This window comes from Arenibacter amylolyticus (assembly GCF_002150785.1).
GTDB lineage: Bacteria > Bacteroidota > Bacteroidia > Flavobacteriales > Flavobacteriaceae > Arenibacter > Arenibacter amylolyticus.
This window is the reverse complement of sequence record NZ_MTAZ01000034.1, coordinates 114,781-132,553: the sequence shown is the minus strand read 5'-3', so window position 1 is coordinate 132,553 and position 17,773 is coordinate 114,781. Positions and strand designations below refer to the sequence as shown.

At 41.6% G+C, this 17,773-nt stretch carries 5 protein-coding genes; 1 reads left to right on the top strand and 4 read right to left on the bottom strand.

Translation table 11 applies throughout. The annotated features are described in order from the left end of the window. Positions 1-4,673: PQQ-dependent sugar dehydrogenase (locus BV214_RS12790; protein WP_140157762.1), on the bottom strand; the 4,673-nt coding region annotated here is incomplete at its 3' end. 516 nt (positions 4,674-5,189) lie between these two features. Here BV214_RS12790 and BV214_RS12785 point away from each other — a divergent pair. Next, on the top strand, positions 5,190-5,930 hold the full coding sequence (locus tag BV214_RS12785) for a tyrosine-protein phosphatase (RefSeq protein WP_086477902.1): 741 nt from the start codon (positions 5,190-5,192) through the stop codon (positions 5,928-5,930). A 130-nt stretch (positions 5,931-6,060) separates the two neighbouring features. Here BV214_RS12785 and BV214_RS12780 read toward each other — a convergent pair whose 3' ends face one another. The 3 genes from BV214_RS12780 to BV214_RS12770 all read right to left on the bottom strand — a co-directional run bounded on the left by BV214_RS12780 (position 6,061) and on the right by BV214_RS12770 (position 17,743). Then, positions 6,061-14,118 carry a malectin domain-containing carbohydrate-binding protein gene (locus BV214_RS12780; RefSeq protein ID WP_140157761.1) on the bottom strand — a complete coding sequence of 2,686 codons (8,058 nt, stop codon included), beginning with the start codon at positions 14,116-14,118 and terminating at the stop codon, positions 6,061-6,063. Between the two features lie 438 nt (positions 14,119-14,556). Continuing rightward, complete coding sequence (locus BV214_RS12775; RefSeq protein WP_086477900.1) at positions 14,557-16,941, bottom strand: GumC family protein; 2,385 nt, start codon at positions 16,939-16,941, stop codon at positions 14,557-14,559. A 28-nt stretch (positions 16,942-16,969) separates the two neighbouring features. Beyond that, entirely contained in the window at positions 16,970-17,743 is a 774-nt protein-coding gene (locus BV214_RS12770; RefSeq protein WP_086477908.1) for a polysaccharide biosynthesis/export family protein, read from the bottom strand. Between the last annotated feature and the right edge of the window lie 30 nt (positions 17,744-17,773).

Below are 17,773 nucleotides of genomic sequence, written 5' to 3'. Positions count from 1 at the left end.
ACGCCTCCATCGGGGTCCGTGCCCGTACCGTTAAAAGTAGCGCTAGAAGTAGTTGGCAAGGTAATGGTCTGATCTGCACCCGCATTCGCAATAGGAATTTGACTCCCGCTGGACTGTGTAGTATTTTCGTATATGCGAGGCCCTTTGTGGTTTAGCCATCCATTGGAGATTACATCAAGATCTCCATCATCATCAATATCGGTCACTATCGCACCATCATGATGCTCCAAGTTTAGGGATCCATCATTTAAGATATGGGTAATCCAATTCCCAGTATTACAAAGATCATTCTCAAAAGCAATTAATCGGCGACTGCCCAACCACTCCCCTACAACGATATCTATATCACCATCTTCGTCAATATCCACAGCGAAAACACTAAGGCTACCACTTACCGAGGTACTCAAAACATGTCTTATCCAAGGCTGTGTAGGATCTGCAGGAGCTTCAAACCAAGCAAACTCATTTTTATTGGGATTACTACCTAGGCCCAATTGTCCCACTACACCGTCTAACCTACCGTCTCCATTAAAATCAGCCAATTGTATCCTGTCTGGAGTAGTTGCGTATGTAATCCCAGTAGAATAGGTAGTCCAAGTACCGTTGCCTTCGTTCTTTAACCAATTGATTCCTTGGAATAAATCCAGCTTCCCATCTCCATCTATATCCCCTGCCTTTATATCTTCCCCAGAGGGATCATTACTTATGGCTACTAAACTCCAAGTTCCTGTAGTAGGGTCTGCGGTAGGGGTCAACATTTGCACCGGAAAGTTCGTAGATTCGGCGCCGTTCCAGTTAATTGCCATCTGGTAAGGACTTCCCAAGCCAAAATCGCCTCCTGTAATTCCAGCCAAAAAGGGTTCATTATACCCGCTATTTACCACCGGAATATTGTTATAAACGGTAAAATTTCCACTCCCATCGTTCTTAGCCCATAAGAGTCGCTCACTTTGGTATTCTTTACCCGAAGGTCCATATTCCGTCCCTAATAAATCCAGATGCCCATCCCCATCAAAATCGTACACATGTACCACATTTCCAAAATTACCGCCAATTGCCGTTTTTGTCCAGTTACCAGAAGCAGAGCCTGGATTTTTATACCAAAAACCACCAGTCACTATATCTTTGAGACCGTCCCCATCCAAGTCATGATCCGGAATGGTAAAAACAGCGGTATACGGGTTTGCTTCCAATTGATGCACCGCCCAAGAATCTGGAAAGGGAGTGGAATTGCACACTTCTTGATCCGTTACATTCACCGTTATTTCTTGGAATACCCCTGTGGGTATATGCCCCACATCATATAATTCTATACGTATGGTATGGGCTCCTAAACTTAGGCCATCTATTGTGATTGGTCCATAACTATAGTGCGGACCTACCGGTTGTCCATCAATCTCGTAATGCATGTGGGTATCTCCCTCTTCTATAGTCCAATTCTCTACCGTAAAATGCACCTGAAAGGGCTGATTAACAAAAGCGCCATTATTAGGGGAGGTAATGGTTAAGGTTGGGGTTGGGGGAGTAGCGGTTTGCGCCATAATCTCAATCCCCGATAGTTTCGGATTTTCTACTACCTTAAGCAACTGTATGGTTGCAAAACCATCGGATATGGTAATATTGTTAAATTCCTTTTGTAGCGCCGTTGCAGGATTGGTCTCGGCCAGAATATCAAAATTGGTCAAAACCTGGACTCCTTCAATATTCACATTGAATACCCGCGATCCAGGACCTCCAGGTTGACTCCCCACACCAAAATAGAGTTCAGCAAAGTGAAGGCGAATCGTATACTCTCCAGCTGCTGGCACAGGTATTTCATAAGTAAAGATTCCATAACGCTCTGTTTGATATAATGCATCGTCATTGGTTCCTTCAATTGGGATAGATGCACTATACAAGTTTCCTCCGGTTGAAAATTGATCTGCTTCGTAGATATCGGAATTATGAGTTACTTGAGGCCCACCAACATTAATCCTTATAGATCCAAGAGCAGAAAATGGATAGGTAGCAGTAACTATAGGTAGACCTGCTTGATTTTGGGCATTACTAATGGTTAAGTTATAAGTAGTATTGGAGCTCATAGTAGAAACGGTGAGCAGTACTGTTCTACCATCCTGCTGAAGAACTGCTCCAGAAATGGATATTCCGTTATCAATGGAGTAATTGGAAAGAGTCTCGGCTGAAGCCTGATTCATATATTCGGAAAATTCCACACTTATTTCCGTTTCACTTAAGGAGCTTACTTGATTAACCAATGGTGGGGAATTGTCCACAGAAACCCCAGCACCTAAAAACTCTACAAAATTCACATCAAAAATATCCTGGGTGGCCGTTCCATTTTTAAAAATAAAGAACAAATCGTGCTTACCCCCTGGATCGGTAAACGTAGATTCAATATTTACCCAATTACTAAGACCTCCCGTAATCGGCACCGTAGTTGTAGCCAGCAGGGGCCCGTTATTACTACCAGTCCTCATTTCAATGGTCCCTACAGGACCAGTGTTAGCCACCCTATATCTAACCGAATTTATATTCATAAGATTCCGACCGGAAAAAGAAATGTGACTATTATCATTCACTCGGATAGCTTCTATGCCTCCCATTTGAGAATCTGTGTTTGGGATAATTGTAACACCGTTTTGGGTGTCATAGTATTCTGCTTCCTTGCGTTTGGGGTGCAATTGAATCTGATCAAAAGCCTGTAGCCCGCCTTGATCGGTATAATTGGTTCCTAACACGTAAAAAAGATCGGCTCCCCCATCAATATCATGGCCTTCGTATTGCAGCGTCAAGGTACGCGGACATCCGTCTACGGTGGCACCGTCATGAAAATGATTAAGGTGTCCTAAGGAAGGTACCACGGAAACATCGGCACAATCTATGCCCGAACCAGTACTACCGTCCTCCAGATCATTCACCACCAAGTCAATATTAATTTCATCTCCCCATCCTACAAATCCGCCATCTGGGGGTGAGTTAAAGGTAAAAGTGGCCGCATTGTTCCCTGCGTAGATAGTTACATTTTGGACACCTACTCCTCCATTGCCGTCGTCTACCTGTAATTGTGCATTATAGGTGCCGGCCACAGTATAGGTAAAGGAAGCGTTTTCCGTGGTGGCATCTACATTACCATCTGTCTGGAAATCCCAAGCATAGGAAAGGGAGGTATCCCCATTAGGATCTACGGTTCCTGCACTTGTAAAATTTACGGTCAAGGGCAGAGAGCCACTGGTAACATCGGCATTGATTACTACGTTTGGGGGCGAATTGGAACTTATGCCCGTATAATCCACACGGACCAACTTCCCCGTACCCGCATTTTGCGGACAACATCCCGTTCCATACTCCAGAATGTACAAATGCCCATCAGGGCCAATTTTCATATCTATAAATCCATTTTTTGAACTTGGGAAAACTGTTGGTGCTACTTGATCATTGTTTATAATATTCCCGGATGCATCCATTTTTACGGCCCAAACCTTACTGGTATTAAAGTCGTAATAGAAAAATAGTTCATCAAACTCTACCGGCAATCGCTGTGGGTCTGTGGATGAAGGGTCATAATAATATCTTGGGCCTGCAAAATAACTTTTATGAAAGAACTCCATCCAAGCAGGTTGTGCAGGGGGCAATACCGTAGCTCCCGTATTCCATATGGAGGTGTTTTCGGGAGCTGAAGGATCATTGTAGAAAGGCGAAGGGGTTCTATAGGGAACTTGGTAAGCATCATTATCGACCCCTGAAAAATAGGGCCATCCATAATTTCCTGCTGCTTTGGTTAGGTTTATTTCGTCCAAACCTTCCGGCCCCATAGGCCCAGGAACATTAGCATCCGGTCCCACTTCCCCCCAAAACAACCAATCTGTATTCTCCTTATCCACAAAAATCCTGTAGGGATTACGCGCCCCCATCACATAAATTTCGGGCAGGCCGCCCACTCCCCCAGGAAATAGATTGCCACTGGGTATGGAATAACTGCCATTACCCGCATTGGGAGTAATCCGCAAGATCTTTCCGCGGTAATCATTGGTGTTGGAAGAGCTCTTCTCTGCGCTATTGTTCTCATTATTTTCATCTATTGCCCCGTAAAGTCCATGATTGGTATTATCACCAATCGAGATATACAAGTTCCCTTGAGAATCAAAGGCCATGTCCCCTCCGGCATGGTAGGAATTAGTTCGCTGCACAGGCCATTCCAGCATTGGTACTTCGGAAGATAAATCCAGTAGATCCCCATTCATACTGAATTGTGAAATCCTATTTGCAGAGGTAGCAACCAGGGAGTAGTAGATGTATATTTTCTGATTGGTCGCAAAGTTGGGATCGAATGCAAGACTCAAAAAACCATCCTCAAAACCATGGAAAACTGGTAAGGTTCCTGCTGAAACAGCAGACTGGATACTTGGTTTATAAATTATAAGTTCCCCATACCGGTCTATGATAAATATCCTTCCATCCGGTGCAAATTTCATGGTAGTGGCATTCGCCAAACCCGTTAAAAGTTCTACCTTTTGAAATTCGTCAGGCAACTGTGCTTTTACTTGAGAAACACTTAAAACCATGAACATCAAAAAAAGCGACCAGCACCATAAATTATGTTTCGTCGTTCTCTTGGATTGAAGGCAGGAAAAGGTTTTTAAAGAAAGGGAATGAAGGGGTAGTTCTATTTTCATAATCAGTTGGGTTAGGAGACAAATACCACAAGTAAATTGTTCAATTAAAATGAACTGAACGACTTAGAAAGTAAAAACGGGGGAGTTAATTAACTAATTTACAGCGATTCAACTAATTAGAAAAGCGCTTTAAGCTATAATCGATTATTCACCTTTATAGCCGTTTAAGTGTTGATTTCTCAATACAAATCATACTTAACTAATTCTTCCTCGCTTCAATCACCTTAAATACGGTGATAATATAAAACAGGCTACGGTTAAATTCACGCCAATAAGCAATAATAGCCTTCACTCCCTAAGTGAGATTTGAACCTGACTGCCGTCAGGCAAGTTGCTCCGACCCTTGGGTCGATTTCTAATCGGTATTTTCCTTCCGAAGGCTCATAGGTCTCACCTGAGGTAATTGACTGAAAATGAGCTATTACAAAGAGGCACATCGGAAATTGTTATTTACAAAATAGATATCGTCTTCGTTTTAATCCAAGAAGTGCTATTTTTGATTCCAAATTAATATGCATGTTCAATTTTTTTAGTAAAAAGATTTTTCTAGCAGACTACCTGGCAGGTTTTGTAGATATACACAATCACCTATTACCAGGTATAGATGACGGCGCTAAAACAGTAGAAGATTCATTAGCATTGATTAAGGGCTTTTCTTCCTTGGGAATTAAGAAATTTGTGGCCACTCCCCATATTATGCATAATTATTACCCCAATGATCAGGAAACCATCCTAAAGGCACAGGGACAAGTACTGGATAAGCTAAAACAGGGGGAAATGCAGGAGATAAGCCTAGATGTTGCTGCAGAACACATGATAGATGAGAATTTTGAAACGCTCTTAGAACAAAAAAGGGTAATGCCTTTACGAAATAGATATCTCTTAATTGAAATGTCTTATTTACAGCCGCCACTCCATTTTGATCAAGCAGTGGAAAAAATTGCTTCCCATCGATATTTTACCATCTTGGCTCACCCAGAGCGGTATAACTTTTTGCAATACAATTCCCCAAAATATTCGGAATACAAAAAAAGGGGAATTTTGCTTCAAATGAATCTGCTCTCCTTAAGTCCTTTTTACGGAAAAGAAGTACAGAAAAAAGCGCATAAATTAATTCAGGATGGATTGATTGATTATTTAGCATCCGATGTACACAATATCAATCAATTGAATCAAATTAAAGAAATACAGATAAGTAAGCGCCAACTAAAGATGCTTTTACCCATTATTGAAAAGACCAAAGAAGATTTTTATTAATGACAGAACAATAATCTTTTGGAGATTATATTAGGCTATGTTTGAAAGATAAAAACCCCTCCTTTAAATTGCGTATTGCTAAAATTTAAAGAGGGGGTTTCTGAGTTATATACTATAAAAGATAGAGTCCTTAATTTTTCACTAACAATCTAATGGGCAACACCTTATCACTTCCCATTACCAATGTTATATAATACACTCCATCGCGGAGGGTGGCAATTGGAACCGCATAGTGGTCGTCCGTCATCTGGGGATCTACCATGCTATTTATAAATTTACCAGCAGCATCGTGAAGGTAGATGACCTTTACTTCATCATCTATTGGAACGTTTAATAGAAAAACCTTAGCGGTATCATTTGAGGGGTTAGGTGCAATCAATGCACTAATCTTTTCCTCTTCCTCCTCTGAGGTTACCGTGATTGTAATAAAAGCTGTATCTGTTAAGGAGCCATCCGAGACGGTAAGGCTCACCCTGTACACCCCGGGTTGTTCAAAGACGTAAACTGGATTAGCTTCATCACTGCTGCCTCCATCCTGGAAGTCCCATAAATAACTTATTATTTCTATGTCATCTGTAGAGTTACTACCCGTAAAAGTAACGGTTAAAGGTGCCGTACCCATAATTTCATCAGCTTCAACAACTGCCATTGGAGGTTGGTTCGAAATAAATTCCGAAACATTCCATGTAAATGAAATGGTGGTGGATTCTGCTGGAGATCCATCATCGGTCACTGTAACCTCTACAGAATATGGACTATTGGCAGCAGTACCGTCGGCTATGGTACCACTTATAAGTCCTGTTTGAGAATCAATGAAAAGTCCGTTGGGTAGATTAGCTGCCCCATAGGTTACATTGTCCCCATCAGGATCTGAAGCATTAATCTGTAGTGAAACCACATCCCCTTCTACATTGTCCTGAGTTCCTGGATTGGTTATTTCCGGTGGCATATTGATAACTAACGGCTCCACATTCCATGTAAATGAAATGGTGGTGGATTCTATAGGTGTTCCATCATCGGTCACTGTTACTTCTACCGAGTAAGGGCTATTATCCGCACTACCATCGGCAATGGTACCACTTATCCGTCCTATTACCGGGTCTATAGATAGACCGTTAGGCAAATTCACGGCTGTATAGGTAAGTACATCCCCTTCAGAATCCGAGGCATCAATATCAAGGGAAATAACCTCCCCCTCTTCATTGGTTTGATCCCCAGGATTAGTCACTTCCGGAGCCTGATTTACCGGTGCTGGATCAACATTCCAAGTAAAGGAGATGGAGGTCGATTCCGTGGGCGATCCATCATCAATCACTGTTAAGGTTACATTATAAGGGCTATTGCTAGAAGCGCCTACATCGATTGTTCCATTTATAAGTCCTGTAGATGCATTTATTGTTAATCCACTTGGAAGATCGGTAGCCGTGTAGGTTAAAATATCGCCATTGGGATCATTAGCTTCAATTTGTAAGGCTACTTCATCCCCTTCCAGATCTGTTTGTGTTCCCGGATTGGTTATAATAGGTGCCTCATTTCCTGTTGCAGCGTTCACCATTATGTCTACTGTGGTGGTATTGGTGAACGTCCCATCAGTTACCGTTAGTTCAACACTATAAATCCCCACGGCCGTAAACTCATGGACGGGGTCGGCCTCTGTACTCAAGGGAGAGCCATCCATGAAATTCCATTCATAGCCCGTTACCTGTACGTCGTCTGTAGAATTACTACCGGTAAATGAGACGGTAAGGGGCACGGTTCCGCTCATTGGATTTGCAGTAGCCACTGCCGTTGGCGGTTCATTGTTTGGGTTCGGATTTACTGTAATGGTAACCTCGTCCCAACTGGAATCAGTCTCATCATCCGTTACGGTAAGTCTGAAAACATAAGTACCTACAATTAATTCACTTGCTGTTAGGTCTGGCGTATCTTCCCCCATTAGTATAGCAGTTCCAGGTCCACTCATCTGGGTCCAGAGGTAGGTAACGACCCCACCATCCGGGTCTCTTCCAGAACCGTTTTGAATTATAGTATTTTCAGGTAAGTCTATTGCCTGGTCTGGACCGGCATCAACTTCCGGAACACGGGAGCCAGTAACTTCAATTCCTGATATTTTTGGGAACTGAGTAACTGGAATTAACGTAATGGTTAAGTTCCCATCCTGCACCTCAATATTAGAAAAGGTCTCTATCACAGCTGTAGCACTGCCACCAGCTTCCACCACAATATCATAATTCTCTATTCTTTGTGCTCCATTTTCAACATCTATATGGAACACCCTAGAACCTACACCACCATTTGGATCCCCATTTGGGACACCAAAATAAATTTCGGCAAAGTGCAAGCTTACATTGTGTTTTCCATTGTCAACCGGAATTTCATAAATAAGATTACCACTTGTAATAAATCGCTCTGTCTGGTATAGAGTATCATTTTCTGTATTAGCAATAGGAATTACATTACTATGTAATCCTCCACCGCTAAAGAATTGATCGGCACTCCATAGTTCACCATTAAATTCAAAATCTGGACCCCCAGAATTAATTCTAAATGGCACGGGATCGCTCAGCACTGTTAATACCATTTCATCCCAAGCAGAGTCGTCTTCATCGTCCGTCACCGTCAAGCGGAAAACATAAGTTCCTTCCACTAGGTCGTTAACGGTAAGGTTGTCCGTAGTTTCATTGGACAAGGTTGCCATATTGGGTCCACTTTCCTGTGTCCAAAGGTAACTAACAATAGCTCCTCCATCCGGATCATAGGCCGACCCATCCAAAACTATACTATTGGTAGGCAGGGTAAGTGACTTGTCTTTCCCTGCCGATACGATAGGTAATTCAGAAGTACCTCCCGATTTAAGGACCTCAATTCCAGATATTTTCGGGAAATCCACTACGGAGGTAAGGGTAATTGTTAAACTACCATCATTTACCGTAATATTTTCATAATGTTCTATTACTGCCGTTGCACTACCACCAGCAGCAGCCACTATGTCGTAATTATCTATTTGCACCTGACCATTTTCCACTTCTATATTAAAGACCCTAGAACCTTCCCCACCTGCAGAACCCTGACCAGGCACCCCATGGAATATCTCTGCGAAATGAAGATTTAAATCATAGGTTCCATCGTTGACTGGAATATCATAGACCAAGGTACCAGAGGATGCGTAACGTTCTGTTTGATACAATTTATCATTGGAAGTATTGGCTATCGCTATATTATTGCTGAAAGTAGTGCCACCGGTAAAAGATTGATCCGCCGCCCATTCTACTATATTAAATGTATAGGCTGGCCCACCAGAATTGATCCGTATTGCCAACACCTCTTCTTCCACCGAAACGCTTACTTCATCATAAACTGAATTATTTCTATTATTGGTTACTGTAAGCCTAAATACATAGACACCTTCCACCATATCGGTAACGCTTAAATTGGTGGTATTTTCCCCACTAAGCGTAGCGGTATTTGGGCCACTTACTTGATTCCATAAAAAGGTTACGGTTCCGCCATTGGGATCGCTCCCTGTTCCATTGAGTGTAACGCTTGTTGTGGGTAATAATACTACCTGATCCTCACCGGCGTCAGCAACTGGATCTTGTTGTTGTGGCGAAAGGGTGGTGTTTTCGTAAATACGGGGTCCTTTGTTATTTAACCATCCATTGGAAACCACGTCTAAATCCCCGTCGTTGTCAATATCCACCACCATGGCCGAGTCGTGATGTTCTAGGTTCAAGGATCCGTCATCCAGAATATGTTCGATCCATTGTCCGCTATTACATAGGTCATTTTCAAAGGCAATGAGACGTTTACTTCCATTCCACTCCCCTACTACGATATCCATATCCCCATCAAAATCAAAATCGATGGCAAAAAGGCTTAAACTTCCATTGACAGAATTGCTAATGATGTGTTTTGTCCATGGTTGGGTAGGGTCTGCAGGTGATTCAAACCAGGCGAGCTGCATTCGGTCTGGATCGGTTCCAAGACCTAATTGACCAACCACACCGTCCAATCTTCCATTCCCATTAAAATCGGCTAATTGAATACGGTCTGGGGTGGTTGCATACCCAACATTTATTGGATAGGTAGTCCAGGTGCCATCCCCTTCGTTTCGCAACCAGTTGATTCCTTGATAAAGGTCTAGCCTCCCATCCCCATCGATATCTCCTACCTCTATATCTTCCCCAGAAGGGTCATTGCTGATAGCTTCCAAGGTCCAGGTGCCTGTAGTGGGGTCTGCAGTGGGTGTCAACATTTGTACCGGAAAATTGGTAGATTCTGCACCGTTCCAGTTAATTGCCATTTGGTAAGGGGATCCCAGTCCAAAATCGCCACCGGTAATACCCGCTAAAAAAGGTTCACCATATCCCGTATTCACAACTGGAATATTATTGTAAACTGTAAAGTTCCCATTGCCATCGTTCTTAGCCCACAACAATCGTTCACTCTGGTACTCGCTTCCCGGCGGGCCGATCTCTGTTCCTAAAAGATCCATATGACCATCCCCATCAAAGTCGTACACATGAACCACGTTCCCAAAATTACCTCCAATGGTCTTTTTTTCCCAGTTACCGGAAGCCGCACCCGGATTTTTGTACCACCAACCGCCAGTCACAATATCTTTTAATCCATCCCCATCCAAATCGAAGTGGGGAATGGTAAAGACTGCTGTATGCGAGTGAGTTTCTAATTGGTGAACAGCCCAAGCGTCTGGAAAAATAGTGCTATTACACACTCCCTGATCGGTAACCGAGACCATTATTTCATCATAAATCCCCGTTGGAACATGATTGGCATCAAAAAGTTCCAAGCGGATAGTATGACTCCCTAAATTGAGGTTTTCAATGGTAAGTGGCTCGTAGCTATAGTGTGGCGCTACCAAATTTCCATCTATATAATAATGCATATGAGTATCCCCTTCCTTAACTTTCCAATTCTCTACGGAAAAGTGAATGTCAAAGGTTTGGTTTACGCTCCATCCAAACTCAGGCGATAAAATGGTGATTTTAGGTTCTACACTAAAAGTATCGGGGGGTAATATCTCAATAGCGGCGACCTTAGCACTATTTACAACCGAGGTAAATTGGATATTAGCAATGCCATCCGTAATACTTATATTATTAAATTCTTTTTGAAGGGCAGTCGCTGGATCTGTTTCTGCTAGGATGTCAAAATTGTTTAGCACAGAAACACCTTCAATACTTACATTAAATATACGTGAACCGGGCCCTCCTGATTGCCCTCCTACTCCAAAAAAGAGTTCTGCAAAATGTAATCGTATATCATATTCACCTGCTACTGGCACGGGGACTTCATAGGTGAAATTCCCATAGCGTTCCGTTTGATAAAGAGCATCATCATTAGTCCCAGCTATTGGGGCCGTTATACTGTAAAGCTGTCCTCCTCCAAAAAATTTATCGGCTATAAAATCTCCATAATTAAATGATCCCTCATTACCTCCTACATTAATTCTGGTAGAACTAATGGTAGAGAATTGGTAACTATCGGTGGCAATAGGAAGCCCAGAAGTATTTTCCACATTACTAATTTGAAGATTGTACACCACATCCGAACTCAATGTAGAAACCGCAAGTAGAACCGTTCTACCATCCGTTTGCAATACTGCAGAAGATATGGTTATCCCATTATCCACTGAGTAATTAGAAAGCTGCTCTGCCGTGGCTTGGGTTACATATTCCGTGAACACAACTTTAACTTGAGAAGCCCCAACTGCTGTAACACTCCCCACCAAAGGAGGGGAATTATCTATAGAAACACCCGCTCCCATAAACTCCACATAATTCAGATTAAAAATATCCGTTGTGGCGCTGGGATGTTTAAACACAAAAAACAAGTCGTTCTTACCTCCAGGGTCAGAAATTGGGGATTGTACCGATACCCAAGAATCCAACCCTCCGGTTGCGGGCACATTGGTTGTGGCCAAAAGTATACCTGTTGGACTACCCTGCCTCAATTCTATAGTACCTCCAGCTTGGGCTGCAGCAACTTTATATTTTACAGCGTCGATATTTTGTAAATTTCTGCCCGAGAAAGAGATATAACCATTATTATCTACCTCTATAGCTTCAAACCCACCCTCTAATGGATCAGTGTTGGGAATAATACGAGTATTCTCTTGAGTATCAAAAAACTCGGCTTCCTTCCTTTTGGGATGCAATACAATCTGATCAAAAGCCTGCAAACCACCTGAATCAGTATAGTTGGTATTCAATACATAAAAAATATCCGTATCCCCATCAGCACCATGCCCAGTACCTACGTCTAAGGTAATAGATTTTGGACAACCGTTTAGGGTCTCCTCATCATGGAAATGATTAAGGTGCCCTAAGGATGGAACTAAATTCACGTTATTGCAATCAATAGTGCCATCTTCCTCGTCAGTAACCAAAAGATCAACCTGAATATCATCTTGCCAATTCATTAGGCCTCCATCTGGCGGACTATTAAAGGTAAACTCTGCTGCATTATTACCCGCATATATAGTAATATTATTAACTCCAATTCCTCCATTTCCATCGTCAACTTTAAGCTGTACGTTGTAGGTTCCTTCAACCAGATAGGTGTGGGTAGGGTTTTCTACCGTATAATCCGTATTTCCATCCCCGTTAACATCCCAACTAAATATTAGAGGGCTGTCACCATCAGGATCTGTAGTTCCTGCGCTGGAAAAGTTGACTGTTAATGGTAAGGATCCATTATTGGTATCTGCTGAAATACGTACATTGGGCGGGGCATTAGTTGTGATCCCGGTATAATCCACCCGAATTAACTTACCGGACCCTACATTTTGAGGGCAGCAGCCGGCTCCATAGGCGAGTATATACATCTTGCCATCGGGGCCAAACGCCATATCTATAAATCCGTCTGCTGTTGTAGGAAATATGCTAGGGGCAAAGGGCTCATCCGTCAAGATATTACCTTGAGCATCCATTGTTACTGTCCAAATTTTACTAGTGTTGAAATCGTAGTAAAAAAACGCTTCATCCAATTCTTCTGGAAACCGTTGTTCATCGGTTAAATTGGCGTCGTGATAATATCTAGGACCCGCAAAATAACTCTTATGGAAGAATTCAATCCAGGCAGGTTGGGCCGGGGGCAATACCGTAGCACCGGTATTCCAGACAGAGGTATTCTCTGGAGCTGCCGGATCGTTGTAGTATGGCGAGGGCGTTCTATATGGGATTTGATATGCTTGATTGTTATCTCCTGAAAAATACGGCCATCCATAGTTTCCTGCCGATTTGGTTAAATTCATTTCATCCAACCCTTCTGGACCAAGTGCATTGGCTTCATTGGCATCAGGACCAACCTCCCCCCAAAACAACCAATCTGTATTTGTCTTATCCACAAATATGCGATAAGGGTTCCGCGCTCCCATCACATAAATTTCAGGTTTTGTTAAAGGTGTTCCTTCGGGAAAGAGATTTCCCGAAGGAATGGTATAAGTCCCATCCGGTTGGGGTTTAATCCGTAATATTTTTCCCCTTAAATCGTTGGTATTGGAGGAGGACTTTTCCGCACTATGATCTGATTCTGTTTCATTCCAAGCTGCATATGGGTTATCGTAGCCCGTATTATCTCCGGTTGCTATGTAAAGATTCCCTTGGGAATCAAAGTCGAGCCCCCCTCCGGAATGAAACTTTGCCGTACGGGAGGTTTCCCATTCCAACATCACCACCTCTGATAATTGATTAAGGTCATCCCCGTCCATTTTAAACCGAGAAACCCGGTTAGCATTTAGCCCGGATGGTGAATAATATATATAGACAAAATCATTGTTTAAGAAATCCGGATCAAAGGCTAACCCCAACAGCCCATCTTCCAACTCATGAAATACTGGAATTGTCCCAGCCGACAATGCCGTTTGGGTATCCGTTTTATAGATTAGAACTTCCCCATACCTATCTAGAATAAAAATCCTTCCATCAGGAGCAAATTTCATGGTGGTCGCATTCTTAAGACCTGTAAGTAAATTTACTTGTTGAAATTTATTTTTAAGGGAATCTGGGAGTTGCGCATGCAGGGTAGAGTTATACGTTATCCAGAAAGCCAACAAGGATAATAAACCATATTTTAGCTTGGTACCAAGAAAGGGTTTTATACTGGAAATAAGTTGAAGGAATTCTATTAATACTGTAGAATAGGTTGGGGAGTAGATCTTTTTCATAATATCCAGATTTAGAAGAATAGCGACAGCCACCTTGTCTTCATATAGTCCTATACAAAGATAACCTAATAACAACTGGACGAAAGAAGACCCTACCTTATTCGTTCAAAACAAGATGTTTATCGACAAAATACTGGATATACAATAGAAGAATAATTGAAGATAATTCTTAGGTGATTGAAAGGCTTTTAGGTAAAATAAGCTGGTTATCCCCCTATCTGCAACAAAGCTATAGTATAAATAATTTCATCACAATTCATTAGGCAATAGGTATTGACTAATAAATGAATTGCTGACTTAAATTTTTGGTGCGATATCATCCAAAAAATTACCTTCCATCCAGTTAAAAAGTTAAGGTTTTATAACTACTATAAAAAAACTCCGACAGGTTAACTATCGGAGTTTTATAGTTCATTTTTACTTTCTGAGGTAGGTCGGTTAAAACTTCCACCACTTTTTATGCTGCTTGCCGTAACCGTAGCCATATTTCCCCCCATAACCAAGATTGGAGGTTTTTACATAATTCACAACAAACGACAGGCCTTTTATTTTACCTTCTTGCTGAAGTTTTATTGGAAACTGTATTGCTTTTTTCTCAGTAGTACCAGCACGAGAAACATAAATTATATGATTGGCATATTCACTGATTAAAAGAGTATCCGTCACCACCATTAAGGGAGCAGTATCTACAATTACATAATCATAGTGTTCAGAAACATCTTTAAATAGTTCTTTAAACCGTTTACTCATCAACAATTCAGCTGGGTTAGGTGGTATACGTCCTGAATAAATAACATCCATAGTTTCTTTAAAAACCTTCATAGGATGTATAATTTCCCTTAATTCCAAGGAGTCATCATACAAGTATTCCGTAAGACCTACCTTCTTTTTAGACGATAAGTCAGCTATTCTTTGTGTACTACTGCCAGTAAAAAAGGAGAATAACTTGGGATTACGAACATCTGCCCCCAGCAGCAATACTCTCTTATCGGTACTGGCGATGGTCATAGCCAAATTAGTGGACAGAAAAGATTTTCCCTCTCCGGGTACGCTAGAGGTCACAAAAACTATATTGTTTTTACCTTCGGAAGCACCGCGGTCAGTTTTAATTAGATAGTCCAAATTGGTTCTAATGATCCGAAGAGATTCCGCGAGTACAGAACGATCTTCCTTTCCAATTATTTTTTGTTCCTTACTGGATAATCGCGGTAACTCTCCCAAAACGGGAATATTACTGGCTACCCTTTCCAAACTGTGCATATTGTGCACCTTGTTATCCAACAAATTAGCACCATAAATTATTGAAAATGGCACAAGTCCCCCGAGAATAAAAAAGGCCAAATAAACAATCTTCTTTTTCGGCGAAACAGGAAAGGGACTGGGATTGTGCGCTGGATTTATGATTTTAGATTTTGGAGAGGTGGAAGCAACTGCAATTTGGGCCTCCTCCCTTTTCTGTAGCAAATACAAGTATAATTGCTCTGTAGTTTGCTGTTGCCTGGTAATATCCCTAAGTGCCCTTTCATTTTTAGGAGAGGAATAAATTTTGGAATTAAATATGGCTTGCTGTCCACTTAATGCACTCACCTGCATCCCAAGATTATCTACCGTACTATTTAAGCTGGACTCAATATTCCGCTTTAGGCCCAATATTTGCTGGTCTAAATTTACAATTACGGGATTTTTCTCATTAGAACTTTTCAACAACCTCTTTCGCTCCAACACCAACTCGTTATACCTCGAAGTTGCACTACTAATACTAGGATCATTCAGCCCAATATTACCCGGCAGTACTTCAAAGCCCCCTTGCTGCTCCAAAATATCCTTCATAGAAGAGGCTATATTTAGTTGGGTTCGCATCCCAGCCAACTCCTGTTGATTAGCGACCCCTACATTTAAGTTAATGTTGGCTTCGGAAGCGATATCAGTCAGCCCCCTATCAGTTTTAAAATCTTCTGCGGATTGATCTACTGAGGAAAGATTTCCATAAATTTCTGCTATCCGGTCATCTATAAAGTTGGAAGTCCTGTCCGCTATTTCACGTTTATCATCTATGGCATTTTTATTATAGATCTGAATCAACTCATCCAGGATATGAATTGCCTTTTCCTCTATAGGATCATTCAAGGAGATATTAAGAATATTGGATACCTTATCATTAGTAACAATCCTAATCTTATCTCGATAGGTTTGAGCCACCAAGGTTACTGGGTCTACCACCACTTTCAACTTAAAGTTCTTATAACGCTCAAAGTTCTCCAAATTTGGAGTAATTACAATATCGCCAATTGGAGTTGGGATATTTTTCCCAAAGGCCAACGGTCTAACCGGGGCATTCTCATCCTCACTGTATCCAAAGACTGTAGGTGATGAAGGTTCCAAGAAAAATTGGAAAGTTGCTTTGTTAATAATGGAATCTGCTTCAATAAAATTTATTTTAACCGGCGAATTGCTATACAGTTCCGTTTCCATAATCTTCCCTTGGGCCATTATTCTAGTATTGAGTCCCAGTTTTTTCACCACCTCTATAAAATTGGATCTCGATTTAATTATTTCTATCTCATCGATTACGGCGGTGTTACTACCTGATAACAACTCCAATTCCTGAAACATCCCAAGACCGGGTCCTGAGCTTTTCTCGTCAAGAATTTGAATTTTTGCTTCAGCAACATACTCCGGCTTGGTATAGCGGAGATAAATAAACGCCATCGCAAGGGCAATTGCTATAGATACTATAAACCATTTCCAGTGTCTGGTGTATTGATTTACAATTTCATTTAGATCCGGATGCTCCGATTTGTTAAATTCAGTTTTGGGGCTCATGAAATAAGCTGGAATAAACGGTTAATATTTAATTTCTCGTAATAAAGAGAATGGCAGAGGTAATCACTAAGGAAGCCAGTGAAATAGCAATAGTAGTTCTACTATCTAAACTGGAAGATGCGATGGCCGAATTATTGGGCTCTACATACACCACATCATTTTGGGTAAGGTAGTAAACAGGCGAATTCATAACCTCTTTTTGGGTCAGGTTTAATCTGGTATAAACCTTAGTTCCATCAAAATCTCGAATAACCATTACATTTTCCCTCATCCCCTTGATGGTGAGGTCCCCCGCTAAACCCAATGCTTCTAAAACAGTGATTCGTTCTCCATTTACAGGATACGTCCCCGGCCTAGCCACCTCTCCTAGAACGGTCACTTTAAAGTTCACCAAGCGAATATTAATTATGGGATCTTTTAGATAGTCTGCTAATCTTTCCGACAACAATACCCTCACTTCCTCGGGGGAAAGACCAGCAATTTTCACCTTTCCTAAAACGGGAAAATTAATATTACCATCTTGGTCTATAAGATAATCTATTTGCTCTGGACGGAAACCGCCCTCAGAAGCACCTTTAAATAAATTAAAGGGAGTACTTGCCTCTGGATCTAGGGTGGAGACATGAATACTAACAAGGTCATCTACTTTAAACTTTGGAGTAAAGCTGTGCTCTTCTACCATAGTTTCGTACCCACTTGCATTTTGAAAGTAGACTACCCTTGCCTTGGAGGCACAGGAAGAGAGAAGTATGATAGAAAGACATAGTACGCTGGCTATTATACCGAAAGATTTGATTTTCATATAGGTGGTTTTAGGTGAATTGGTCATTGT

Excerpts from the sequence above, each read along its gene's own strand:
- BV214_RS12785 (WP_086477902.1), top strand. The coding sequence starts at position 5,190 with ATGTTCAATTTTTTTAGTAAAAAGATTTTTCTAGCAGACTACCTGGCA.
- BV214_RS12780 (WP_140157761.1), bottom strand. The coding sequence starts at position 14,118 with ATGAAAAAGATCTACTCCCCAACCTATTCTACAGTATTAATAGAATTC.
- BV214_RS12775 (WP_086477900.1), bottom strand. The coding sequence starts at position 16,941 with ATGAGCCCCAAAACTGAATTTAACAAATCGGAGCATCCGGATCTAAAT.
- BV214_RS12770 (WP_086477908.1), bottom strand. The coding sequence starts at position 17,743 with ATGAAAATCAAATCTTTCGGTATAATAGCCAGCGTACTATGTCTTTCT.